Below are 25,194 nucleotides of genomic sequence, written 5' to 3'. Positions count from 1 at the left end.
GAGGTGGAACTATTCGTTCTTACTTATTCGCTCGAGTTCGATGATGTCGGCGATTTGCTCGGGAGTTAAGAAGCCGTCGTTTCTGTTTTGAGAGAAGAGGCCTTCATCGACGGAATTGCCGTTCTGATTGAAGTAGCCGTCGTAGTCCTCCGGGAAATAACCGGTATCATGGGCGTTTTGCCTCTTTGCAGATTCGTCAGCCTGACGGTTTTCTACAAGATATCCGCGGCGCTTGGGAGCAGCATTTGTTCTTGCGGATTTCGATCCGGAACCCATGGAGCTCTGGTAGGCATCGACAAATTTTGCCTGGTGCTCAGCCGGTGCGACAGGAGCAGAGGAGACCTTGGGTCTCTTTGCAGCAGGTACATCGGAAACGGATGAACGACGTGTGTTGCCGCCGGAAGCGGATGAACGCGCAGGTCTCTTTGCAGATCCTGAAGCTGCCTTATTTGCAAGGCGCGCAGCAAGACCTTCCTCACTGCTTACCACTGAGGATATAAAGTCGATTTCCTTTTTTGCTTTTTTGGATGGCTTGAAAGCAGAGCTTTCAAGTGCCGTCAGCTCTTCGAGCTGCCTTCGCTTTGCTCTGACGGGAGTCTCTTCCATGTAATCAAGTTCCGAGAGATCATGAAGAGGCTTTTTCTTTGTTTTCTTTACTGTTTCAGCAGAACTTTTCTTTGCCGTAACGGCATCGGTTTTCCTTGTTTTGCCGGAAACTGTATTCTTAACTCCGGCACCCTTTCGGGGAGTTCTGTCCTCGATGGAATCAAGTTCTTCCTGATAGGCATCTTTTACCGGAGCAGTATCGCCTGAAGTTTTTTCCCTCAGAGCATTTTCTTCTGCAGTAGTGGCAGGCCGCTTGGAAGCAGGCTTTGAGCCTTGTTTCTTCCCCGGAGTTCTGTCCTCGATAGATGCAAGTTCTGCGAGATCTTCAGCGGATACAATTTCGCTGATATCGCGAATATCAGTCAAGTCTTCAATATCTGCGACTCGCTCGGCTCTTGCCTGAAGTATATCCTCCACGCTTCTCTCGGGAATGAGATCGGCAGCCTCCTCCGGAGTAAGATATTCTGCATCCTCAGGTTCGGGCTGAGGCTCAGGCGTAGGCGCAGGCGCATGTGCGACTTCTTTCTTCTTTTCGGGAAGTTCCCACTTATTTGCATGCTTTTGACGCTCGTATTCTTCAGAGACTGCGAGCTGAGGTACATAATTAACAGGTATCTTGTCACCGGATGCGATTTTTTCATCGGGAGAATCTGCGATACCGAGAATGTCGTCAACACCGATTCCGAGTTTTTCTTTTTTCTTGCTGCTGATAAGAGTTACAAGGTCGGCTCCCATAGCATCGAGAGTGCAACCGACAGCGGGCTGTCCGTTCAAAGTGAAAACGCGGACAACTGTCGCTTCACAGGCATAGAAATGAAAATAATTGGGATCGTATCGGAAGGATGCGATGATGTGATCTCCGACCTTGGCCGTAGTATTGGTGTCGAGGATAAAGGCGATGCCCTTCATGGAAATATCATAAACGAGGGCGTTTCTGATATCTTTGCTGTCGCCGATTCTGATGACGCCCAGTCTGTCGATATCGTAGCGCTCAGCCTGTCTGCGGTTGATGATTTTACCATCCTCAGTACACCTGATCAGATGGAATTTGCCATAGCGCGTCTCTACAGGCCCGATGCGGCTTGAAGTAAACTCGTAGGAACGTCCGTCTCTTTTGTTTACGGCTACAACCTTGGAAGGCTCGGCGAATGTAAGATCCTCATCAAAATAGGTCAGTGAGTCCACAAGAAGACCATCCCGAACACCCACTTCAGCCTTGGTAATAAGAAGGATTCCGTGCCCGTTGATGGTCGCATGAATTTTAATTTTTGAATCTTTCATCACATCACTTAGTTTCATATAAATATTTTATAACGCTATATAATCTTCGTAAATAGAATACTCTAAAGAAATATCAGAATAATCCGAAATATATTTTGAGTCCAAAGTAGCGGAGCTATTTGGATAATGAACCGGGCAGACCGACAGGTATGCCCGGTTATTTTTTGTAGCGCGAAAGCGGCGCAAAACATATTCACAAGAGCAAGGATGCGCGTTATTGCTTGGAGGTAGTGCTTATGAGGATTACGGGAAGTACAGTCAACCTTGTTTCAGAAAGGAGGTACACGGAAAACTACTCTTTTACAAGGCAGAATGCTTTGACGACCGGACAGACGATTGGAGATACGGCGTCGGAATTTAAGAAAGCCTTGATGTCGTCGGAAGCTTCAAGACTCTCGGGTGAAAAAGAAGAATTGTTTACAAATTACAATGCGGACGGTGGCTTTGCAATTACAGGTGAGAGTCCAAACTATTCGAAAGTATCCGAGATAGAAAACATAAGAATGCAGATAATGGAAAGACTTCTGAACATCATGCAGATTCTTTACGGACAGACAGGAGGCGGTGGAAGGAGCAAGATGCAGGAGTACATGAGGGAGCTGAGCAGCCGGATAGGCGGCGGATCCTATCAGTGGATGAGTGTATCCACTGCAACTTATGTCCACACGCAGGAAGAATATACTGCCTTTTCAGCGCAGGGGATTGCCAGGACCGAAGACGGAAGAGAGATCAGCTTCGGGGTAGGGATCAGCATGACCAGTCAGTTTACGGAGGCGGTTGGTATCACTCAGATCAGACCTGCACAGCTTATCGATCCGCTTGTGATCAATGTGGGAAGCGGTGTTACGGAGATTTCGGATCAGACCTTCACATTTGATCTGGACTGTGACGGAACCTTGGATGAAGTAAAGAGCATAGGCCCCGGAAGTGGATTCCTTGCATATGACAGAAACGGTGATGGCGTAATTGGTGACGGAAGCGAACTCTTTGGTGCAAAAAGCGGTGACGGCTTTATGGAACTTTCGGAGTTTGACAGTGATAACAACGGCTGGATTGATGAGAACGATGCGATATATGAAAAACTGAGAGTCTGGTGCAGAGGTGAGGATGGAAAGGACTCACTTATGACTCTTAAGGAAGCTGATGTCGGAGCTATTTTCCTTGGAAATGCGGAAACAAAGTTCACGTCACAAGGCTCGGATTTTGCAGTAAACGCACAGTTTAAGGCGAGCGGAATTTTCCTAAGAGAGTCAACGGGAGAAGCCGGAGCAGTCCATCAGATCGATCTGGCAAAGCTTGCTTAGAGAAGCTGCTTAGTTGTGCCGATAATATAGCCATAAAATAAAAGGACACCTTTTCCTCTGAGGTGTCCTTTTTATCATATCCAGCCTTATTTTGTTGAAGTATCCTTCTTTTGGTTTGATGTTTTACGATGCTTTCAAGCAGCAGTATTGCTGTTGTAGTCAGCTGTTTTTCCAAAGATAACGTTTCTTACGGGTAAAAGTGCTGAGATGAGAACGGATCCAAGTACAACACATGCAAGAACTTCTCCGATAGCAACTGTAAATGCAGTGAACAAATATGAAGCCACTGTTGCGGGAACCATACCGCACAGAATAAGTATGAAAGGAACAATTACCATATTTGAAATAACCGGAGGAAGTGTCACAAGGAATCTGTGATCCTTAAGCTTGTAGGAAGCAAACGCCGCAATAGCTGTTGCAAATGTACCTAAAACGATATCCCACACACCTGCACCTGCAAAAATGTTACTGATAAAGCACCCAATTATAACTCCGGGTACTGCAGCGGGTGTGAAAAAGGGAAGAACACAAAGTGCTTCGGAAACGCGGAACTGAATAGCACCGCTTGCAAGGTCGAAGGGCTGAATCATCGCCGTTAACACAGCATAGATAGCAGCAATCATCGCTGCCTGAGTGATAAATAATACGTTATTGTTTTTCATTTTTCTCTCCTTTAGGGTTTAGTGGTCAAACTACCGACCGATTTCGAGTGGGAAGGATTTAACACTCGTATTTCTTTGTAGCGCATTATAGAATAAGGCGTAATTTAACAGATGTCAAGTGGAAAAGGGTGCCTTCGACGGTAAAATAGAGGCGAAAGTATTATAAAAGAATAAAAAAATTATTATATTAAAGTAAGATGTCTGCAAAAGCGCGGAAAACCTATTAAAATATGTATATAAGGTGCTTGATAAGATTGGAGACAATATGACTCGGGAAGAATACATTAAGAATGCATTTGAAGCATATGATAAGCATGAGTATGATTCTGCGCTGCAGAGTTTTATTGCTGCGCATGAATTATCTGACTTAGAGGGCAAGAAATACATAGTAGAGGCATTGTATGCCAGTTTTGTAGAACCCAATCTGAATGAATTCAGGCAGGCTTATGATAACAATGTGGAGATTTTTCTTAAGGGTAATCCGAATAAAAAATATGATATCCCTGAATTTGAGGATCTGAGACTGACTTTTTATCCTGCTTCGAACACAAAGTATTATATCTATGTGAATGATACCAATGAATTCGCAGGGGACTATCCGATAGATCTGGATGCTTATGCCGATCAGGAAGTCGAAGAGACAACTGATGCCATTTTATTTGATTCCATATGCGATTTCAGGGATATTTGGCCGGAAATATCCGTTAAGAAATACAGCTATATCTATTTTGTTTTAAATGATTCGCTAGCAGAGAAATATTTCTACAGCTTCATGCTCGTTCCGCATATTTCCGAAAAGCTTGGAGACAATTTACGAATGTTTGATTCGCCGGAGGAGTTCATAAACTATTTGAAAAGGACCGGGAATCCGGTTCCCAAAACTATTCGGAGCGAGTTTGGATTCGATTATGAAGAACTGTTCAAAACACTTAAAACAGAATGATATTATAGAAAAAACAGCTATTTCCCATTTTACTACTCCCCCAAAATCTAGTATAATTTTCATATAATACTTGCTTGGGGGATTTTTTTATGGGGACGAATCAAAGGATCCATTTCGGATTTCTTTTTCATGTGAATTTTTATCATGCAGGGCTCGGTGATACAAATGATGACAGGGGCTTTGGGCGTGACCTTGCACGGATTCGCGATATTCTCGATATTTTAGCAAAAGCAAATAATGAAGGACAGCCGGTGCGCGCAGCGTGGGATTTTGAGAACGATTACACGCTGGGGCGGATTTTGCCCTCGCTTGGACCTGATGTAATAGATGGTGTGAAGACCAGGCTTCGCGAAAGGGGAGATGAACTTCTTTTTTCCGGGAAGCACGCAGGACTGTTTGCGGGAATGACCGGAAAAGAGCTGAGCTTTGCTCTTCACTATAAATCAAATGAGCTTGGAGAAACTTCAAATGTTCTTCGCCCGGAGGGCGATTTGTTTTCACCTGCGATAATCGGAAGACTAAAAAAAGCAGGAATCGAAGCTGTGCTTCTTGGCAACAGCAATGTGGGGCCTAATGCGTTTTCCACAGTCACTAAAGATCTTAGAAAAAATACCTACGTTAAATATAATCCCGCAACCTACAGACACGGGAATAATTCAATAACTGTACTTCCCTACTATACTCCCGCGGATTTTCTTGAGGAGGGATCACTGAAAAAATTCCTTGAGTCCCTGCATAATAAGCAGTTATCGGGTGAGATAGACGGTGATATTTTTGTTCTCGTCGGAGCAGATGTCAGAAGCCCCTGGTGGGAAGATATGGAGATCAGGAATATATTCAGAAAGTCATCGGGGACAGAGGGACTTTCCGGATTTATAAAGGCTCTGAGGAAATTTGATTACATAGCCTATAACACACCGACAGGATATCTTAAGGAGCATGCTCCGGTGTCGGAGATTTCTTTTGCTGGAGATTTGGCAGGAGGAACAAGCGGAGACTTTTCTGCCTACAGTGAACTTCCCTATGACAGACTTATCTGGACCAGAATAGAAAGAGCCCGTATGGGCAGCAGAGTATACGGACATGAGAGAGTTTCCGATACTTTGGCACAGAGGATAAAGCTTTTGTCGGCTTCGGAATTTGGCCTCTTTTCGCCGGCTCCCGCCAAGGACAGATTCGCCGAGATGGACAGACTCTCCGCCGAGATTCAGAAAATTGAGAGAAAAGCCATAAACGAAAAAGAGATGTCCATGCGTACCAGTGGCCGCCAAAGGCTCAACAACAGTGCAATCGGTAAGCATCTTTATTCAAGAAGAAAAGATGATGAGGAGAGGAATTCCTTCATCATTATGAATCCTAAGGGACAGCGCGTTGTCAGTTTTCAGCTTTTGATCGACAGCGGGCAGTGTCCAAAAATCGGGACACTTGTTCTGGAGTGTGATGAGTGTCAGATCAGATCCTATACTGCTGTAGAAATGAGCAAGGAGAATGGATATGTTAATTCTGCCTTTGTGGTGATGCGGTTTGCGGAGGCACAAGGGACATATAAGATATACTATCACTTCGATCGCTCGGATATTCCGAAGGAGCCGCACAAGCCTCTTATAGAATTAAAACCTGAGGATCATCCGGTTTTCCATGCAGAGGGTGCCATGAAGAGGCTTCTGGAAGCGCAGGGAAAACTTAAAGCAGCACCGCCGCCAAGTCCCGATGATGGCAGGAGGCAGGCGGTTGCTAATCGTATCGCGGAGATAAACAGTGCACAGGGGGTAACAAGAGCAAAGACTCTCACTTCCGGTGGTGAGCGCGACAGCTATGTTATATCAAGCCCGGATCAAAAACTTAGGATTGTGATAAGCGGTACGGGTGCTACAAAAGGACATATTCGTGAGGTATTCTACGATGATGAGAGAATCGGCGATAACCAGTTTCTTTCTTCCTTTGTGAAAAGCGGAGGAACTGTTTCCGAGTTTACCTGCGAAGAGATCAAGGACGCAGAGCTTGCCGGAGAAGGCATGGGAGTTACGATTTCCGGAGCAGTTCACGCAGGCGGCGAATCAGCTCCCGGAAGGTATGAACTTCAGATTATAAAAACTGCAGCGCTTAAAGGTATTGACGGAATCCTTCTTCATATGGATGTTACCTATCCCAGTCTTGAGGGTGTGGGAGAGGCATTTTTGGAGGAGATTGCACCGCTTCAGATTTCGCCGCAGTATCGTGCGGGTGTGTCGGTGATAAGGAGAAGCTTTAACGGAATCGTGGGTGATTATCCGGTTTCTGTTTTCGGAAAATCGGTTCCAGGAAATGAGAATATCGCATCCTTTAATCATCAGATGACCGCAGGTATTGTGGGAGCAAAGGGAGCTCTCTCCGGAATACTTATAGGAATTCCGAGGACTGTTCTGGGAGGTCTTGCTATATGTCCCGGAAGACTTTTGACTGACGGAGAAGGACAGCACCTTAGTCTTAATCCCTATGGAACCTATGGTATACAAAGCAAGAAATACCCTTCTAAGAGCGAGGGAGTTTTGCAGAAATATGCGGACAGTTTTGTCAATGAAAAGCCCATAAATACGGCAGCTGCCTACAGCGGTGTGAGGGAGAAATTCTGCATTTGCCTTGCGGGCTTTGCCGGCGCAAACCCCAGTGAGGGACAGCTTTTGGAACTTTCGGCATTCTGCGACGGCGCGATAATCTGCGGCGATGAGACGGGAGTAATTCATCCTTTCGAGGGTGATAATGTGACTCTTCCCCGAGCTTATAAGGAGATTCCGATAGGGACGGATAAGAGAGAAGAACATTATAACAGTAAGAACATCAAAACAGAGCTTGCAAAGTTTTTGTCTAAGAAGCGCAGATGAAAATAAAACGTACAAAAATGATTGACGTTAGCTTGTGTTTTCTGTTATCGTAGACAAAAGGCAAAGGCGCCATTCCAGTGGGATAAGTGTCTTTGCCTTTAGTTTTTATATACACGCGGCAGCGCCGCCGCATATTAAGGCGCAGAAAGAGGACGACATGGGTAATCTAACCAAGAAGGATATCTTTAGAATAGTCAAGGAAGAGGATGTTGCTTTTATCAGACTTCAGTTCTGCGACATTTTCGGAACTCCCAAGAACATCGCGATAACCGCCGGGCAGCTGGAGAGCGCACTTAACAACGACTGCATGTTTGACGGTTCTGCAATAGAGGGCTTTACGGGATTGGCAGGAGACCAGTTTGAAGACCTTGAGAGCGATATGTATCTCTACCCCGATCTTGACAGCTTCCAGATTTATCCCTGGAGACCTCAGAGCGGAAAAGTTGCCAGAATGTTCTGCGATGTTTACACCGCAGACAGAAAGCCTTTTTCAGGTGATTCAAGATCCATCTTGAAAAGAGTTCTTGATGAAGCAAAGGATATGGGTCTTACCTTCAAGGCGGACCCTGAGCTGGAGTTTTTCCTTTTTGATCTTGACGATGAGGGACAGCCCACGACAAGAACGCATGAGAATGCCGGCTATTTTGACCTTGCTCCCGCAGATCAGGGTGAGAATGTGCGCCGTGATATTATCATGAACCTTGAGGAACTCGATTTTAATATAACGACATCTCATCATGAAATTTCACCTGCCCAGCATGAGATTGATTTCACCGAGGATGATGCTGCAAGAATGGCAGATATGATCATGACCTTCAAGATGGCGGTCAAAACCATCGCAAAGCGTCACGGACTTTATGCCACTTTTATGCCCAAGCCCAAGGAAGGTGTGAATGGTTCCGGTATGCATATCAATATCCTTTGTGAGGATGAGGATGGTAACGACCTTTTTGCTGGAAAGGACGGAAAGCTTTCGGATATGGCTAACCATTTTATTGCGGGTGTCCTTGACCATATCTGTGGAATGACTCTTGTTACCAATCCACTTGTAAATTCATATAAGAGACTTGTGCCGGGCTACGACGCTCCGGTCAATGTGTCATGGTCAGCATCTTCAACTAACAGAAGCGCACTCATCAGGATTCCTTCTATGACAGGAAGGAATGCGAGAATTGAGCTCAGAAACCCGGATGCTGCCTGCAATCCTTACCTTGCGCTGGCGCTTATTCTGGCAGCAGGTATGGATGGAATTAAGAAAGAACTTACACCTCCTGCAGAGCTCAAGGTCAACCTGAAAAATAAGACCGATGAGGAACTCAGAAAAACCAGGCTTTCCACCCTTCCCGAGACTCTCGGAGAAGCTATCGAAAGCTATCAGAAGGATAAATTTGTAAAGAAGGTACTTGGCGAAGCTGTTTTCAACAGATATCTCGATGCCAAGCGCAGCGAGTGGAAGAGCTTCCGCACCTGTGTAACCCAGTGGGAAATCAGGGAATATTTGAATAAGCAGTAATAAACTTTTTTTAAGGAAGTACCAATTTGCAAAACATCATCGTTGCATTCGCAAAGCAGACGGATGCGCAGAATTTCAAAAGCATATTGATGCGTGGCGGTTTTGAAATCGCCTACGTATGCCAGACCGGTGCTCAGGTTCTCACAGCAATGGAGAACCTTGGTAGCGGCGTGGTCATTTGCGGCTCAAGGCTGGGCGACATGCTGTGCACCGAGCTTTCAGAGGATATGTCTGCGTATTTCAAGATGCTTCTGGTGGCAAGCCCTGCGAAAGCGGATGAACTTGGACTTCACGCGTATGAAAATATCGTCTATCTGCCAACTCCCCTGAAAAAGGATGACCTCTATTCAACCCTTACGATGATGATCGAGGGCGTGCAGCTTAGACGCAAGAAAATAAAAGACAAGCGCAGGTTCAGGAGCAGCGAGGACCAGAAGGTAATCGACAGCGCCAAGGCTATCCTTATGGAGCGCCACAACATGACTGAGCCCGAAGCACACAAATATCTTCAGAAGTGTTCCATGGATTCCGGAACATCTCTTCTTGAAACCGCAGAAATGGTTTTAAGTCTTAAGTAATCACATAGCAAGTTATGTTATAATATTTACTATAAAGCCTTCCCCTTGGGGGAAGGTGTCAGCGAAGCTGACGGATGAGGGGAATATTATACATACGGAGGCTTGTTATGAATAATCGTGTTTTTCATGTAGATCACCAGATAGCAAGTAAAAATGTAGAGGATTCGGTAACCGAGTGGACCAGAGTTGTTCAGTACAATGAGATCAACGGCTACGACAGACTCTTTGGCGGAGAGCTTATGAGCTGGATCGACCAGGTGGCGGGAACCGTTGCCCTGCGGCACGCAGGAACACCCGTAACAACTGCTGCAATCGATAACATGCAGTTCAAACAGGAGATCAAGCTTAACGATATCGTTGTTCTTATAGGAAGAATTACTCACGTAGGCCGCACTTCTATGGAGGTTCGCGTGGATACCTATGTTGAGGACCTCAGAACCGGTATGAGACATGTGGTAAACAGAGCATATCTCACTGAGGTTTGTGTAGATGAGGACGGAAGACCGACGACAGTTCCCTATGGTCTTAATGTGCGCACCGAAACTGAGCGGGCTGAGTGGCAGGGTGCCGAGAAGAGGATCGAACTTCGTGCACAAAGAAGAAAAGAGGGCTTTTAAAATTCCCTGTGATGTATTAAAATCTAATAACTGTTTTAGATGGGAATTAGAAAATCAAGGGAAGTCATTAAATGGATAATTTTGAAATCAAATATCATCAGCAAAAGAGAATTACGGATCAGCTTATGCATGCACTTGCAAGGGTTGCTGATGAAAACGGAAGATATACAAAAGAGCATTCTGAGAGAGTTGCGCTTTACTCGATGGAGATTGCAAGACGCATGGGGAAAAGCCGCATGGAGCAGTACGAGATATATCAGATGGGACTGCTTCATGATATAGGTAAAATCGGTGTTCCCGACTCCATAACCGCTAAGCCGGAGGGGCTGCAGGAGGAAGAGTACGACCTTATGAAAAAGCATCCAATGATAGGTGCGAAGATCCTCCAGGACATCACAGAGATTCCGGGGCTTGCGGTGGGTGCAAGATGGCATCATGAGAGATTTGACGGAAGCGGATATCCGGATGGTCTCGTAGGAATGGCAATTCCTGAGGAGGCGCGAATCATAGGTGTTGCGGATGCCTATGATGCAATGAGCTCAGAGAGAAATTATTCCTGCGTTATGAAGCAGAAGAAGATAAGACAGGAAATCGAGGATGGAAAGGGAACCCAGTTTGATCCCGAAATTGCCGATGTTCTTCTTCAGATGATAGACGACGACAAAAATTATGTAATGAATTCCGAAGTACCTACATATATTATAGAAGAATACTTCTCAAGAATGGAGTAAATAAGCCAGTTAGATTGAAATGCGTGGCACATCGTGGTAAAATTTTAACGATGTGCCATTATTTTATTATATGGCAGAGAATTATTATTTTTTCAACAATCAGGAGGAACACAAATGAGTAAGAGTTTCGACGATATTCTTGCAAAGTTAAAGACAGCAAGCACTAAGAAGCTTGCGGTTGCATGCGCACAGGATGAGCCTGTTCTTGAGGCTGTTAAGCTTGCTAAGGAGCGCGGCATTGCCGATGCAATCCTTGTAGGCGATAAGGATGAGATCGAGAAGATCGCAGCAGGTATGGGAATGGATCTTTCCCAGTTCGAAATTATTGATGTGAAGGACACAGTAGAGGCAGCTACAACAGCAGTTTCACTTGTTCATGACGGTAAAGCTGATATTTACATGAAAGGTCAGCTTGATTCCAAGACCTTCCTTAAGTCAGTTCTGAATAAAGAGGTTGGACTTCGTACAGGCCGTCCTCTTTCTCATGTTTGTGTATTTGAGATTCCCGGCATTGATCGTCTTTTATTCCTTACAGACGTTGCTTTCATGCCCTATCCTACTCTTGAAGATAAAAAGGTTATCATTGAGTATACAGTTAACGTAGCACGTGCTTGCGGCGTTGATTGTCCTAAGGTTGCTCCTCTTGCAGCAGTTGAGGTTGTAAACGACAAGATGCCCGTTACAGTTGAGGCAGCTGAGCTCACACGTCTTAATGAGGCAGGCGAGATCAAGAACTGCATCGTTGACGGACCTCTTTCCATGGACCTTGCAATTGATCCTTCTGCAGCAGAGCACAAGGCAGGTGCTAAGGATCGTAAGATTGTCGGCGACGCTGATATTCTTCTTTTCCCTGACATCCATGCAGGTAACCTTACTTACAAGACAATCGTTCGTCTTGCAACAGTTAAAAACGGTAACATCTTAACAGGAACCAAGGCTCCCGTTATTCTTACATCACGTTCCGATTCAGTTGAGGTTAAGCTTAACTCTATCGCACTTGCAGCAGTAGTAGCAGAAGAGAAGAACCTCTAATAGCCTTCCCCTTGGGGGGAAGGTGGCACGAAGTGCCGGATGAGGGGGTATAAAAAAGGAGAGAAAACCATGATTAAAAGTTTAATTATCAATCCCGGTTCCACATCAACAAAGCTCGGTATCTTCGAGGATGAGACTCTTAAAATGGATGAGACACTTCGTCATCCCACAGAAGAGATTGCAAAGTATGATCACATCACAGATCAGCTTGGCTGGAGAAAAGAACTTATTCTTAATTTCCTTAAAGAGTCAAATGTAGATGTTAAGTCTTTCAACGTAATCGTAGGCCGCGGCGGTCTTGTAAAGCCTATCCCGGGCGGTACTTATGAAGTTAACGATGCGCTCCTTAAGGATCTTAAGGCAGGCGTTCAGGGCGAGCACGCTTCTAACCTCGGCGGACTTCTTGCAAAAGAGATTGCTGATGAGATCGGTGTTCCTTCTTATATAGTAGATCCCGTTGTTGTAGACGAGCTCTGCGATGAGGCGAGAGTTTCAGGTCTTCCTCAGCTCCCCAGAGTTTCAATTTTCCATGCTCTGAATCAGAAGGCTGTTGCCAGAAGATTTGCTAAGGAAAACGGCAAAAAGTACGAGGATATCAATCTTGTAGTAGTTCACCTCGGCGGCGGTGTTTCCGTTGGTGCTCACAAGAACGGTCAGATCATCGATGTATTCAATGCTCTTGACGGTGACGGAGCTATGTCTCCTGAGCGTGCAGGCGGACTTCCCACAGGCGGTCTTATCAAGCTTTGCTTCTCAGGTAAATATTCTGAGGCAGAGGTTCGTAAGATGGCAGTTGGTAACGGAGGCTTCAATGCATGGCTCGGCACCAACGACATGAGAGAAGTTGTTAAGATGAGAGATGAGGGCAATGAGAAGGCAAAGCTCGTTATCGATGCATTCCTTTTCCAGCTTGCTAAGAACATCGGATCTGAAGCAGCTGTTCTCGACGGTAAGGTTGATCAGATCATCATCACAGGTGGTATTGCATACAATGCTACACTTATGGATAGATTGACAGATAAGGTTAAGTTTATCGCACCTGTTACTGTTTATCCCGGAGAGGATGAGCTCCTTGCACTTGCTCAGGGCGCCCTCCGCGTTATGAACGGTGAGGAAAAGGCTAAGATCTACGAGTAAAACGAGCCCTCATAGCCTTCCCCTGGAGGGGAAGGTGTCAGCGAAGCTGACGGAAGAGGGGTGAATTGACCCTTCCGGGTGTCACACCTGGAAGGGTTTTTATCTTATAGGAAATGTCTCCGAAATTCCTATTTTTTGGAGGAAACATGAAAGTTTTTTTGGTGGAAGACGAGTTTGTCGTCAGAGAAGGAATTAAAAACAACATAGATTGGGAAGCACATGGCTACGAATTCTGCGGCGAAGCGGGAGACGGTGAGGTGGCTTATCCCATGATTCAGAAACTCCAACCTGATATTGTGATCACGGATATCAAGATGCCCTTTATGGATGGACTGACTCTTAGCAGAATGATAAAGGAGCAGTTTCCCTGGATAGAGATAATTCTTCTTACGGGTTACGAAGATTTCCAGTTTGCTCAGGAAGCTATAAGGATAGGTGTGTCCAGCTACCTTAGTAAGCCCATAAGCGGTGAAAATCTATTAAAAGAGATTGATAATCTTGCTGAGAAAACAAGAGAAAAGCGTCGTGAGCGTGAAGTGAAAAAACGCTATGAAGAAGAGATGCAGGAGCGCACCGAGTACGACAGGCAGGAACTTTTCGCGGATCTTGTGGCAGGCACCAAGGGGCTGTCTGAGATTCTTGACAGCGCTAAAAAGCTTTCACTCGACCTTACTTCCATAAGATATAACGTGATTCGTCTAAAGGTTTGGTCTACCCGTCATGATGCCTACGAGTATTCCCAGAGTGTTGTGGAAATTGAGAAGGGTGTAAGGGGCATTGCGGAAGAGGCAGGTGCTATTTTCTTTGATCTTGGAATCGAGGGTGCGGCACTCTTGTTCAAGGGTGATGACGATGAATCCATTGGTGCGAAAATCGAAGAAAGCATGCTCAAAATGAAGGAGCTTTTCGAGAAGTACCATCATATAAAATATTTCGGAGGCGTTGGACAGTGCGTGGGAAGAGTCTCGGATATTCCGGTATCCTTTTCCTGGGCCAGCAGAGCCTTCGCTCACATGTATTTGACAGATGACAACGGCTTTTTGATAGGTCAGGAGGACATGCTCCATCCCCAGCAGGAGGATGTGGTTTTGTCGGAAATTGATCCAAGACATATAGACAGAAGGTTGATAAGAGAGTTCCTCAGAAGAGGCGATACCACTGAGGCTGAATTTTTCATAGAAGAGTTCATTAACGGAATGGGAAAAGGTGCGATTCGCTCAACTCTTCTTCGTCAGTATATTGCGATGGATGTCTATTTCTGTGTTACGGACTTTATGGAAAATGAGCTTCACTGCGAGGAGAAGCCGGAGATACCCGTTCCCGATGTCCTTGCGGATGAGGGGAAGACGCAGCAGTATATGGTCCGCATAGTAAAAAATGCTGCGGCTTTAAGGGAAAATGATAACAAGGGACATTATCGCGACGTTGTAAACGAAGTGATGAATTATATAGAGGCGCATTACACGGAGGAGGATCTGTCGCTTAATACACTTGCCGCGCACGTTAACTTTTCACCTAATCATTTAAGTGCAGTTTTCAGGCAGCAGACAGGTCAGCCGTTTATCAAATATCTCACCGACTATCGTATGAATGCTGCGAAGGAGCTTCTTAGCAGTACATCCAAAAAGAGCAACGAGATAGGGCTCATGGTGGGATATAAGGATCCTCATTATTTTTCGTATTTATTTAAAAAGACTCAGGGGGTTACACCTACTCAGTACAGAGGCGGTAATCGCACGGAGGAGAATTAGTTGATGGAAAACGGATTGAGCAGACGGTCGGTTAGCGGAAAATCCAAGCTGGCCAATCAGATAAGAATTTCATATGTGATACTGCTCCTTCCGAGCATCATTTTCATGGCGTACGCTTTTTATAATATGTGGACGATCAATGAGCGATACAAAGACATGCTCAGTTCAGTGGTGGCGGCCAGTGAATTCAGTCTTGATTTCAAAGAGGACTTTGATTACGAGACCTATTTGCTCATTGTCGGAAACGTAACGCTTGCGGATTCCAAGATACCGGAGTATCTGTCCGATGCCAGGGAAGTTGTTGAGAGGCTTGAGGATTACACTGATACCAAGGATAACAGGAAGCGTCTTGAGAGCGCGCAGAAATACCTTAACAACCTCGAGACTTATATTGATCGAATCGAAGATAATATGAACTACGAGGACAGGTACGAGGCAAATATCACAATCTGGGAGAATGATGTCCAGATAGTTACATCGCTTCTGCAGGAGACCATCAACGAGTATGTCTACTATGAAAACAGACAGCTTCAAACGGCTCAGCAGGAGACCAGCCAGTTCTATTTTGATATCGTAAAAATTTCAACCGGTTTGTTTGCATTTATCGTTATCTTCATTATGGTTATGTCTTTCTGGGGGCCTTTGTGGATTACAAGGCCTATCGAGGAGCAGGTAAAAAATGAGCAGAAGCAGCTGAGAAAAGCGGAGTTTGAGCTTTTGCAGGCGCAGATAAATCCTCACTTTTTGTATAATACGCTCGATGCTATTGTATGGTCCGCGGAGGCCGGTAATCAGAAGCAGGTTGTGAGCATGGTCGGAAGTCTTTCTGACTTTTTCAGAAGCTCACTAAATAAAGGTAAAGAAATTGTTACCATCAGGGAGGATCTGCAGCACGTCAGGAGTTATCTTGAGATTCAGCAGATAAGGTATCAGGATATCCTTTCGTATGAGATAGATGTTCCGGAGACGATTTATGACTATGTGATTCCGAAGATCACAATTCAGCCGGTGGTAGAAAATGCGCTCTATCACGGAATTAAGAACAGGCGAGGCGGCGGCAAGATAATAGTTACCGGCGGAGATTTGGGTGAGTTTATCCAGATCACTGTAAAGGACGACGGCATGGGCATCTCCGATGAGAGACTTGTATCGATCAGGGAAAATCTGAAAAGTGACAAGCCCGAGGATAATACAATTTACGGTCTCTACAATATAAATGAGAGAATCAGGCTGTCGTTTGGTGATGAGTACGGTGTGGGAATTGATTCCACGGAAGGTGTCGGGACTATTGTAAATATTCGCCTCCCGAAAATCTTAACCGAAATCATAAAAAAATGAACTTAAATAAAATTTACATAAAAAAATCAACTTCAATGCATTTTTTATTCAATGGCTTTTTTTACTAAAAAAATTAGAATAATACTTGTCGGGGACATAAGGGTTCCCACAGCTATTAACTTTCATATTTTTTTAGGAGGAAAAAAGTTATGAAAAGAAAAGTATTGTCAATGGTAATGGCATCAGCAATGGCACTTAGCCTTGTTGCATGCGGTGGCGGCGCAAAACAGGAAGCTCCTGCAGAGTCTGCAGCAACAGAGACTCCCGCAGCTGAAGAGACAACTACAGAAGAGCCCGCAGCTGAAGAGACAACTACAGAAGAGCCCGCAGCTGAAGAGACAACAGCAGCATCTGGCGACCTTATCAAGGTTGGTATCATCAACAACGATCCTAACGAGTCCGGTTATCGTACAGCTAACGATGCTGACTTAAAGGCAATGTTCAATGAGGCAAACGGCTATGATGCTAAGTTTGCTTACAGCTTAAAGAATGATGAGCAAATCACAGCAGCTCAGGGCTTTATCCAGGACGAAGTTGATTATCTTCTTCTTTCCGCAGCTGACACAGCAGGCTGGGATTCAGTTCTTCAGGATGCACAGGCAGCAGGTGTAAAGGTTATTCTTTTCGACCGTACAATCGATGCAGATCCTTCACTCTATGAGGCTTCTATCGTTTCCGATATGGCTAAGGAAGGTGAGATGGCAGTTGAGTGGCTCGCAGGTCAGGGACTTGATGAGTACAACATCATCCACATTCAGGGTGTTATGGGCTCAGCAGCTCAGCAGGGACGTTCCGGAGCTCTTAGCGACAAGGTTGACGCAGAGGCATCATGGAACCTCGTTACACAGCAGACAGCTGAGTGGAATGCAGAGAAAGCTCAGCAGATCGTTCAGTCAGTTATCGATGCAGGCACACCATTCAACGTAATCTATGCAGAGAACGACGATATGGCTAAGGGTGCAGTTGCAGCTCTTGATGCAGCTGGTATCTCTCACGGCGTTGGCAAAGACGTAATCGTTATGGGTTATGACTGCAACAAGTGGGCACTTGAAGAGCTTCTTGCTCAGAACTGGAACTACGACGGACAGTGCAATCCTTTCCAGGCTAGTTACATCGATGAGATCATCAAGACTCTTGAGAGCGGCGGCACACTTTCAGAGAAGACAATCATCATGGATGAGAAGGGCTTCGATGCTACAACAATTACACAGGATGACGTAGACAAGTACGGAATCTAATAGTTGATTTATTGAGCGGTGCGGAATGTCCGCACCGCTCTTTCTTTTGAAATGGAGTAAGTAGAAAAAAGGAAAGAGGTAAGTCAGTGGAAGATAACAGAGTTTTGGAAATGCGAGGCATAGTAAAGACCTTCCCGGGTGTTAAGGCTTTGCAGAATGTGGACTTTTCTCTGAATAAAGGTGAGATTCATGCGCTTATGGGAGAAAACGGCGCAGGAAAATCAACCCTGATAAAGGTTCTCACGGGTGTTTACAGTAAGGATGCAGGTACCATCACTCTTGAAGGAAAGGGTGAAGTAGCAATTCACTCACCCCAGGATGCCCAGAAAAATGGCATCAGTACAGTGTATCAGGAGATCACACTTTGCCCTAATCTTACTGTTGCCGAGAACATGTTCATAGGGCGCGGAGAAGGTAAGATAACAAATTGGAAAAAAATGAATGAGGAGGCGGACAAGCTTCTTCAGTCGCTGGAAATACCTGCCAAGGCAAAGCAGCAGCTTTCAAACTGCTCCATCGCGGTTCAGCAGATGGTTGCAATTGCAAGGGCGGTAGATATGGATTGTAAGGTGCTTATCCTCGATGAGCCGACATCATCACTTGATGAGCAGGAGGTTGAAAAGCTTTTCGGTCTCATGAGAGATCTTAAGGCCAGAGGCGTAGGTATCATTTTTGTAACCCACTTCCTTGATCAGGTTTACGAAGTTTGCGACAAGATAACGGTTCTTCGTGACGGTCAGCTTGTCGGAGAATATGAGATCAAGGATCTGCCCAGAGTTCAGCTCGTTGCCAAGATGCTTGGTAAAGAGATGGATGACCTCTCTGATATTAAGGGAGAGGGCGGAAGCTATGAAGGTGCGGATGCCGATGAGCGTGTATTTGAGGCATCGGAGCTTCAGAGTAATGCAGGAATCAAGCCCTTTGATTTCTATATTAAAAAGGGTGAGGTCAACGGATTTACCGGACTTCTCGGTTCCGGAAGAAGTGAGTGCGTAAGAGCTATTTTCGGAGCAGACAGAGTTCTTAACGGAACTGTAAAGATGCACGGAAAAGAGGTTAAGATCGGCAAGCCGCTCGATGCCATGAAGCACGGAATCGCTTACCTTCCTGAGGACAGAAAAGGTGACGGTATAATCGGTGATCTGTCTGTTAAGGAAAACATAATCCTGGCACTTCAGGTGCTTACCGGATTTTTCAAGCCCTTCAGCAAGGCTCAGGTAAATGCGTTTGCTGAGGAGTACATAAAGAAGCTGAACATAAAGACAGCTTCGGTAGACACACCTATAAAGTCTCTCTCCGGAGGAAATCAGCAGAAGGTTATCCTTGCGAGATGGCTGCTTATGCATCCTGAGTATCTTATTCTTGATGAGCCTACGAGAGGTATCGATGTAGGAACCAAGGTTGATATTCAGAAGCTTGTTCTTGAGCTTGCAAAAGAGGGTATGAGTGTTACTTTCATTTCGTCGGAAACAGACGAGATGCTCAGAACCTGCTCAAGACTTGTGGTTATGAGAGACAGAAAGGTTGTAGGGGAACTCAGTGGTGGTGACCTTACACAGAATAAGATAATGAGTACAATCGCGGGGGATAAGTAATATATGAGTAAAACAGCAAATAAAGATGAGAGCTTTTTCAAAAAGCTCGTTGGAAATCAGTTGTTTATACCGATCCTGGCACTTCTTCTCCTGGCGGTAATAAACCTGATCAATGATCCGGGATTTTTCAAGATAACTCTCGGAACTAACAATGCAGGTAATCCGGTTCTCTCCGGATACCTTGTAACAATTCTGGACTACGGCTCAGAGCTTGGTATTCTGGCTATAGGCATGACACTGGTTACAGCTGCTTCAGGAGGACAGGATATTTCTGTTGGCGCTACAATAGCTATTGCGGGTTCTGCTATGCTGAGAGTTCTATGCGGCGGTACTTCAAGACCTACAGAGCTTGCAGCACCGATAATAGTTGCATTCCTTGTGGCTTGTGTGGTAGGAATGCTCTGCGGAGCTTTTAACGGAATGCTGGTTGCGGTATTTAAGATTCAGCCCATGATAGCGACGCTGATACTGTTTACGGCAGGTCGCTCCATCGCAGCATGGATCAACAACAATGAGCTTCCTATTGTTCCGGATCCCAAGTTCGCTTACTTTGGAAGCTTCATTCCCGGAATTCCGGTTCCGACGACAGTTTTCATAGTTATTGCATGCATTATTGTAATTGCACTTGTGCTTAAGTTCACAAACCTCGGACTTTATACCCAGGCAGTTGGTATCAACGAGAATTCTTCAAGACTCAACGGTATCAATCCTACATTTATAAAGTTTCTCAGCTTTGTTATTCTTGGACTCTGCGTGGCAGTTGCAGCACTTATCAAGGTCAGCAGACTTTCAACCATCAACTATTCCGTTATCGCAAAGGATATAGAGATGGATGCAATCCTTGCGGTTGCACTTGGCGGAAATGCACTTTCCGGCGGTAAGTTTAATATGTGGGCTTCTATTTTGGGAGCATATGTAATTCAGTTCCTTACAACAACTCTCTATAAATTTAACGTTCAGTCGGATGCTCTTGCAGCATACAAGGCAGTAGTCGTTATCGTACTTGTTGTATTCTCTGCTCCAACAGTGAGAGATTATATGAAGCAGCTTACCAAGAAGGTCGCGCCTGCGAAGAAGGAGGTGGCCTGAATGAGCGGTTCAAAGAAAAACATATTCGGGAAGATGAATGATACTTCTCTTCTCCTTACTATTACTATAGTGATTTTCTTCCTTATGTATATCGGAGCTATTGTGTTCCAGGGGGGTGCTTTCACAAAGCCCCAGATGTTCTTTAACATCCTGAATGCAAATGCGGCTCTCATTATTACAGCATGCGGAATGAGCGTGGTTATGATCTCCGGCGGAATCGATATTTCAGTCGGCGGTGTCGTTGCTCTTGTATCCATGTGCTGCGCGGTTTATCTTGATTATCACGACGGAAGCATCATCGGATCAATACTTATAGCTCTTGGCATCGGTATTGCTTACGGCTTAGTTCAGGGCTTCCTTGTAGCTTATCTTGATATCCAGCCTTTCATCGTTTCCCTTGCAGGTATGTTCTTTGCAAGAGGTATGACAACTATTGTTAACACAGCTCCTTTCAATGTTGCTGATGAGGAGTTTACAGCCCTTAAGCTTACAAGAATTATTATTCCCGGAATGGGAACCACAAACAAAAAGGGCATTTATGTACCTGCCTATGTAGAAATCGGTGTAATCGTTGCGCTGATAGTTGTAGCCGTTTTGTTTATTGCTCTTCGCTGGACAAAACTAGGCCGCAGTTTTTACGCAGTGGGCGGCAACAAGCAGAGCGCACTTATGCTTGGTATCAATGTAAAGAGAACAAAGTTCCTTTCACACATGATCTGCAGCGTTCTCGCAGGTATCGGCGGTTATGTTTATTTCCTCCACGTTGGTTCGGGTTCAGCCAGCCATGCGATGGGTATGGAAATGAACGCTATCGCATCATCAATCATCGGTGGCACAATGCTTACCGGTGGTGTGGGAAATATTATCGGAACACTTTTCGGAGTGCTCTCACTTAGTACAATTCAGAACATCGTTTCATCGGCAGGTCTTGACCAGGCTTGGTGGACCGGTATCACAATCGCAGCGATGCTCTGCATATTCCTTCTGATCCAGAGCGTGGTTATGGCTCAGAAAAAGAAAGCATTAAAAGCATGAAAAAGATTGCCACACTACTTACCTTACTGCTCCTCCTGCCGGCTCTTGCAGCCGGCTGCGGGAGCAGTGCCATTAAAGAAGAAAGCACAGATGAAACCGTTGAAGAAGATCTCATAACCGTGGGATTTTCGCAGCTTGGCGCGGAATCCGACTGGAGAAATACCAATACAATCTCCATGCAGGAGGCCTTCACCAGGGAGAACGGTTTTAATCTTGTATATAAAAACGGACAGCAAAAACAGGCTAACCAGATAACTGCAGTCAGGATGTTTATTCAGCAGGGCGTCGATTATATCGTGCTTGCTCCCGCAACAGAGACAGGATGGGAATCTGTTCTGACGGAAGCCAGAGACGCAGGAATCCCTGTTATTCTAGTGGACAGAAGAGTTGATGTAGCCGATAAAACACTCTTTTCCTGCTGGGTTGGTTCGGACTTCGAGCTTGAAAGTAAGAAGATGACCGAATGGCTAAGGAAATTAACTGAAGTACGAAACATCTCACCTGAGGAGCTTCATATAGTAAATATCCAGGGGACGATGGGATCCACCGCTCAGATCGGAAGAACCAGGGGACTGGCCAATGCAGCAAGAGAGAACGGCTGGGATCTCATAACAGAGGTCAGTGGGGATTTTACTGAAAATAAAGGCAGGGAAGTCATGGCTGCAATGCTCAAGGGTCATGACAACATCAACGTGGTTTACTGCGAGAACGACAATATGGCTATAGGTGCAATAGACGCCTTGGAAGCGGCAGGAAAACGCGTGGGACCCAATATAAAAAACGGAGAAGTAATGGTGGTCTCTTTTGACGGCGTGAATGAAAAGTCCCTTGAATATTGCAGAGAAGGAAAGATATCCTGCATAGCAGAGTGCAACCCGCTCCACGGTCCCAGAGTCCGGGCGCTTATTGAGGCTCTGGACAAAGGAGAGACTCCGGAAACCTTCAACTATGTTGATGAGAAGATATTCAGTTCTCTTAACACGGTAAAGAGTGTTACTGTGGATGGCATAGAGTATGCGGTTGAGGAGCCCTGAGAGGGCGTTCCCAAAGGATGACGGAGCCTGTTTTGGCAGTGCTGCCATGTTTTATGTTGATAATATTTTTGTTATTTGTTAGAATGTCATGTGAGATTTTGTCTTTATTAAAGTAGGAGGCGAATCAGAGGCCTCCTACTTTTTTACATGTAATTATTTAAACGGAGTGTTAAGAAATGAGCATTATTGATAAGATCATCGGTACACACAGCGAGAGAGAGCTTAAGAGAATCCAGGGGACTGTAGATAAAATCGAGAGTCTGCAGCCTGAGATGAAGAAGCTTTCTGATGAAGAGCTGAAGGCTAAGACCGATGAATTCAAGAAGAGACTTGAGAGTGGGGAGACGCTGGACGACATTTTGCCCGAGGCATATGCTACTGTTCGTGAGGCAGCATGCAGAGTACTCGGTATGGAACATTTCCGCGTTCAGCTTATAGGTGGAGTTATTCTTCATCAGGGTCGTATCGCAGAGATGCGTACCGGTGAAGGTAAGACCCTTGTGGCTACCCTCCCTTCATATCTTGATGCACTTGCAGGTAAGGGCGTTCATGTTGTAACGGTCAACGATTACCTTGCTAAGCGTGATGCTGAGTGGATGGGAAAAGTACATGAGTTTCTTGGGCTGACTGTCGGTGTTGTTCTTAACAGCATGAACAGTGAGGAGAGACAGGCAGCTTATAACTGCGACATCACTTACGTTACCAATAATGAACTTGGTTTCGACTATCTTCGTGATAATATGGCTATTTACAAAGAGCAGTGCGTTCTTCGCGGACTTAATTACGCCATCATCGATGAGATTGACTCAATTCTTATTGACGAAGCCCGTACACCTCTTATTATTTCCGGTCAGAGCGACAAGTCCACAAAGCTCTACGAGGCTTGCGATATCCTCGCTAAGCAGATGACTCGCGGTGCTGATATGGAAGAGTTCTCCAAGATGGATGCCATCATGGGTATCGAGCAGGAAGAGTCCGGAGATTTCATAGTTAATGAGAAGGATAAGCTTGTAAACCTTACTGCACAGGGTGTGGCTAAGGTTGAGAACTTCTTCAGAATAGATAACCTTGCTGATCCCGAAAACCTTGAGATCCAGCACAACATAATCCTTGCTCTTCGCGCTAACAATCTTATGGTGAAGGATCACGACTACATTGTTAAAGATGATGAAGTACTTATCGTCGATGAGTTCACCGGTCGTGTAATGCCCGGACGTCGTTATTCAGACGGTCTCCATCAGGCTATCGAGGCTAAGGAGCATGTAAAGGTTAAGAGAGAGTCCAAGACACTTGCTACCATTACTTTCCAGAACTTCTTTAACAAGTTCGAGAAAAAGTGTGGTATGACAGGTACTGCTCTTACAGAGGAGCGCGAGTTCCGTGATATCTACGGAATGGACGTTATAGAGATTCCTACCAACAGACCTGTTATCCGTAAGGACCTTCAGGATGCTGTTTACAAAACAAAGAAGGAGAAACTCAATGCTGTAGCTGATGCTGTTCAGGCAGCTCATGAAAAGGGACAGCCTGTTCTGGTTGGTACCATAACAATTGAGTCTTCAGAGGAAGTAAGTAAGCTCCTTAAAAAGAGAGGAATCCCGCACAACGTATTGAATGCGAAGTTCCATGAGATGGAAGCACAGATTGTCGCAGAGGCAGGAAAACACGGCGCTGTTACAATCGCTACCAACATGGCAGGACGTGGTACCGATATTAAGCTTGATGACGAGGCACTTGCAGCCGGCGGTCTTAAGATTGTGGGTACAGAGCGTCATGAGAGTAGACGTATAGATAATCAGCTTCGTGGACGTTCAGGACGTCAGGGAGATCCCGGTGAATCAAAGTTCTATCTTTCACTTGAGGATAACCTTCTTAGACTGTTTGGTTCAGAGAGACTTATCTCCATGTTTAATTCCCTTGGTATTCCGGAGGGACAGGAGATCGAGCATAAGGCTTTGTCAAAAGCAATTGAGTCAGCTCAGAAGAAGATCGAGGATAACAACTTCGGTATTCGTAAAAATCTTCTTGAGTATGACCAGGTTAACAATGAGCAGAGAGAGATCATCTATGACGAGCGCAGACGTGTTCTTAACGGTGACAGCATGCGTGATACTGTTTATAAGATGATTACGGATATAGTTGAGGAGGCTGTTGAGACAGTAGTAGGAGAGGTAACAGATTCCGATGAGTGGAATCTTACAGAGCTTAATGAGCTTCTGCTTCCTACGATTCCGCTTAAGAAGGTCAATCGCGGACGAATCAACAAGCTTACCAAGAACGGCCTTAAGCAGCAGCTCAAGGAAGAGGCGGTTAAGCTCTATGAGGAAAAAGAAGCGGAGTTCCCGGAACCCGAGACAATCCGTGAGATCGAGCGTGTAATCCTCCTTAAGGTTATCGACAGAAAGTGGATGGACCACATTGACGATATGGATCAGCTTCGCCAGGGTATCGGCCTTCAGGCTTTCGCTCAGAGAGATCCTAAGATTGAGTATAAGCTTGCCGGTTTTGAGATGTTCGATGAGATGACACGTAACATCAAGGAAGATACCGTAAGACTTCTCTTCCACGTTCACATCGAAGAGAAGGTAGAGCGTGAGCAGGTTGCAAAGGTAACAGGTACCAATAAAGACGATAGCGCTGTGAAGGAACCCGTTAAGCGTATGGAAGCCAAGGTTTATCCCAACGATCCATGCCCTTGCGGAAGCGGTAAGAAATTCAAAAACTGCCACGGCAGAATGCAGTAACAATTACTGCCTTCCCCTTTTTAAGGGGAAGGTGGCCGCGAAGCGGCCGGATGAGGTTTATCTTGGATGGAACTATAATCCAAGTTTTTTTATGGAAGGATTCAA

At 45.3% G+C, this 25,194-nt stretch carries 19 protein-coding genes; 17 read left to right on the top strand and 2 right to left on the bottom strand.

The features are described 5' to 3' along the window. Positions 1–9: 9 nt before the first annotated feature. A complete protein-coding gene (locus BLR42_RS02580) occupies positions 10–1,887 on the bottom strand; it encodes a PilZ domain-containing protein (RefSeq protein WP_207648506.1) in 1,878 nt (625 codons plus the stop codon). 236 nt (positions 1,888–2,123) lie between these two features. On the opposite strand from BLR42_RS02580, the gene BLR42_RS02575 reads away from it, so the two are divergent. After that, entirely contained in the window at positions 2,124–3,191 is a 1,068-nt protein-coding gene (locus BLR42_RS02575) for a hypothetical protein (protein WP_091866375.1), read from the top strand. A gap of 134 nt (positions 3,192–3,325) precedes the next feature. Here the strand turns inward: BLR42_RS02575 and BLR42_RS02570 are convergent, their stop codons facing one another. Further along, positions 3,326–3,853, bottom strand: coding sequence for a QueT transporter family protein (locus BLR42_RS02570; RefSeq protein ID WP_091866373.1), 528 nt, complete (start codon positions 3,851–3,853; stop codon positions 3,326–3,328). Positions 3,854–4,118: 265 nt separating this feature from the next. Here BLR42_RS02570 and BLR42_RS02565 point away from each other — a divergent pair, with 265 nt between their 5' ends. The 16 genes from BLR42_RS02565 to secA all read left to right on the top strand — a co-directional run bounded on the left by BLR42_RS02565 (position 4,119) and on the right by secA (position 25,089). Then, a complete protein-coding gene (locus BLR42_RS02565; RefSeq protein WP_091866371.1) occupies positions 4,119–4,796 on the top strand; it encodes a hypothetical protein in 678 nt (225 codons plus the stop codon). Between the two features lie 89 nt (positions 4,797–4,885). Then, positions 4,886–7,657: a hypothetical protein gene (locus BLR42_RS02560; RefSeq protein WP_091866369.1), complete on the top strand. Its 2,772-nt coding sequence runs from the start codon at positions 4,886–4,888 to the stop codon at positions 7,655–7,657. Positions 7,658–7,814: 157 nt separating this feature from the next. Then, positions 7,815–9,170, top strand: coding sequence for a type I glutamate--ammonia ligase (gene glnA / locus BLR42_RS02555; protein ID WP_091866367.1), 1,356 nt, complete (start codon positions 7,815–7,817; stop codon positions 9,168–9,170). 26 nt (positions 9,171–9,196) lie between these two features. Beyond that, positions 9,197–9,748, top strand: coding sequence for an ANTAR domain-containing response regulator (locus BLR42_RS02550; protein WP_091866365.1), 552 nt, complete (start codon positions 9,197–9,199; stop codon positions 9,746–9,748). A 107-nt stretch (positions 9,749–9,855) separates the two neighbouring features. After that, positions 9,856–10,365, top strand: coding sequence for an acyl-CoA thioesterase (locus tag BLR42_RS02545; protein WP_091866363.1), 510 nt, complete (start codon positions 9,856–9,858; stop codon positions 10,363–10,365). A 71-nt stretch (positions 10,366–10,436) separates the two neighbouring features. Further along, positions 10,437–11,096 (top strand): HD-GYP domain-containing protein, encoded by a 660-nt coding sequence (locus BLR42_RS02540; protein ID WP_022760801.1) that lies wholly within the window; start codon positions 10,437–10,439, stop codon positions 11,094–11,096. 114 nt (positions 11,097–11,210) lie between these two features. Next, the gene (ptb, locus tag BLR42_RS02535) at positions 11,211–12,128 is read left to right on the top strand and encodes a phosphate butyryltransferase (RefSeq protein WP_022760802.1); all 918 of its coding nucleotides are present in this window, start codon (positions 11,211–11,213) and stop codon (positions 12,126–12,128) included. A 69-nt stretch (positions 12,129–12,197) separates the two neighbouring features. Beyond that, positions 12,198–13,265, top strand: coding sequence for a butyrate kinase (gene buk / locus BLR42_RS02530; RefSeq protein WP_022760803.1), 1,068 nt, complete (start codon positions 12,198–12,200; stop codon positions 13,263–13,265). A gap of 146 nt (positions 13,266–13,411) precedes the next feature. Continuing rightward, entirely contained in the window at positions 13,412–15,016 is a 1,605-nt protein-coding gene (locus BLR42_RS02525) for a response regulator transcription factor (protein WP_091866361.1), read from the top strand. A gap of 3 nt (positions 15,017–15,019) precedes the next feature. Then, a complete protein-coding gene (locus BLR42_RS02520; protein ID WP_091866359.1) occupies positions 15,020–16,354 on the top strand; it encodes a sensor histidine kinase in 1,335 nt (444 codons plus the stop codon). 149 nt (positions 16,355–16,503) lie between these two features. After that, entirely contained in the window at positions 16,504–17,592 is a 1,089-nt protein-coding gene (locus BLR42_RS02515) for an ABC transporter substrate-binding protein (protein ID WP_242879162.1), read from the top strand. 86 nt (positions 17,593–17,678) lie between these two features. Next, the gene (locus BLR42_RS02510) at positions 17,679–19,187 is read left to right on the top strand and encodes a sugar ABC transporter ATP-binding protein (protein ID WP_022760807.1); all 1,509 of its coding nucleotides are present in this window, start codon (positions 17,679–17,681) and stop codon (positions 19,185–19,187) included. Between the two features lie 3 nt (positions 19,188–19,190). Continuing rightward, positions 19,191–20,276, top strand: a complete 1,086-nt coding sequence (locus tag BLR42_RS02505) for an ABC transporter permease (protein WP_091866357.1) — start codon at positions 19,191–19,193, stop codon at positions 20,274–20,276. Then, a complete protein-coding gene (locus BLR42_RS02500) occupies positions 20,277–21,311 on the top strand; it encodes an ABC transporter permease subunit (RefSeq protein ID WP_022760809.1) in 1,035 nt (344 codons plus the stop codon). After that, complete coding sequence (locus BLR42_RS02495; RefSeq protein WP_091866355.1) at positions 21,308–22,345, top strand: ABC transporter substrate-binding protein; 1,038 nt, start codon at positions 21,308–21,310, stop codon at positions 22,343–22,345. Before BLR42_RS02500 ends, BLR42_RS02495 begins: the two co-directional genes overlap by 4 nt. A 176-nt stretch (positions 22,346–22,521) precedes the next feature. Further along, positions 22,522–25,089, top strand: coding sequence for a preprotein translocase subunit SecA (secA, locus tag BLR42_RS02490; RefSeq protein ID WP_091866353.1), 2,568 nt, complete (start codon positions 22,522–22,524; stop codon positions 25,087–25,089). Positions 25,090–25,194: the final 105 nt, after the last annotated feature.

Source organism: Butyrivibrio sp. INlla16, assembly GCF_900104155.1.
In the GTDB taxonomy this organism is placed as follows: Bacteria; Bacillota; Clostridia; order Lachnospirales; family Lachnospiraceae; genus Butyrivibrio.
Note: the sequence above shows the minus strand (reverse complement) of the source record. Positions and strands in the feature narration are given on the sequence as shown.

Bases quoted from the DNA above. Each gene is read 5' to 3' on its own strand.
- BLR42_RS02515 (WP_242879162.1), top strand. From the start codon at position 16,504: ATGAAAAGAAAAGTATTGTCAATGGTAATGGCATCAGCAATGGCACTT.
- BLR42_RS02575 (WP_091866375.1), top strand. From the start codon at position 2,124: ATGAGGATTACGGGAAGTACAGTCAACCTTGTTTCAGAAAGGAGGTAC.
- BLR42_RS02495 (WP_091866355.1), top strand. From the start codon at position 21,308: ATGAAAAAGATTGCCACACTACTTACCTTACTGCTCCTCCTGCCGGCT.
- BLR42_RS02500 (WP_022760809.1), top strand. From the start codon at position 20,277: ATGAGCGGTTCAAAGAAAAACATATTCGGGAAGATGAATGATACTTCT.
- BLR42_RS02560 (WP_091866369.1), top strand. From the start codon at position 4,886: ATGGGGACGAATCAAAGGATCCATTTCGGATTTCTTTTTCATGTGAAT.
- BLR42_RS02565 (WP_091866371.1), top strand. From the start codon at position 4,119: ATGACTCGGGAAGAATACATTAAGAATGCATTTGAAGCATATGATAAG.
- BLR42_RS02520 (WP_091866359.1), top strand. From the start codon at position 15,020: ATGGAAAACGGATTGAGCAGACGGTCGGTTAGCGGAAAATCCAAGCTG.
- BLR42_RS02540 (WP_022760801.1), top strand. From the start codon at position 10,437: ATGGATAATTTTGAAATCAAATATCATCAGCAAAAGAGAATTACGGAT.
- BLR42_RS02525 (WP_091866361.1), top strand. From the start codon at position 13,412: ATGAAAGTTTTTTTGGTGGAAGACGAGTTTGTCGTCAGAGAAGGAATT.
- BLR42_RS02570 (WP_091866373.1), bottom strand. From the start codon at position 3,853: ATGAAAAACAATAACGTATTATTTATCACTCAGGCAGCGATGATTGCT.
- BLR42_RS02580 (WP_207648506.1), bottom strand. From the start codon at position 1,887: ATGAAAGATTCAAAAATTAAAATTCATGCGACCATCAACGGGCACGGA.
- buk (WP_022760803.1), top strand. From the start codon at position 12,198: ATGATTAAAAGTTTAATTATCAATCCCGGTTCCACATCAACAAAGCTC.
- glnA (WP_091866367.1), top strand. From the start codon at position 7,815: ATGGGTAATCTAACCAAGAAGGATATCTTTAGAATAGTCAAGGAAGAG.
- ptb (WP_022760802.1), top strand. From the start codon at position 11,211: ATGAGTAAGAGTTTCGACGATATTCTTGCAAAGTTAAAGACAGCAAGC.
- BLR42_RS02545 (WP_091866363.1), top strand. From the start codon at position 9,856: ATGAATAATCGTGTTTTTCATGTAGATCACCAGATAGCAAGTAAAAAT.
- secA (WP_091866353.1), top strand. From the start codon at position 22,522: ATGAGCATTATTGATAAGATCATCGGTACACACAGCGAGAGAGAGCTT.
- BLR42_RS02505 (WP_091866357.1), top strand. From the start codon at position 19,191: ATGAGTAAAACAGCAAATAAAGATGAGAGCTTTTTCAAAAAGCTCGTT.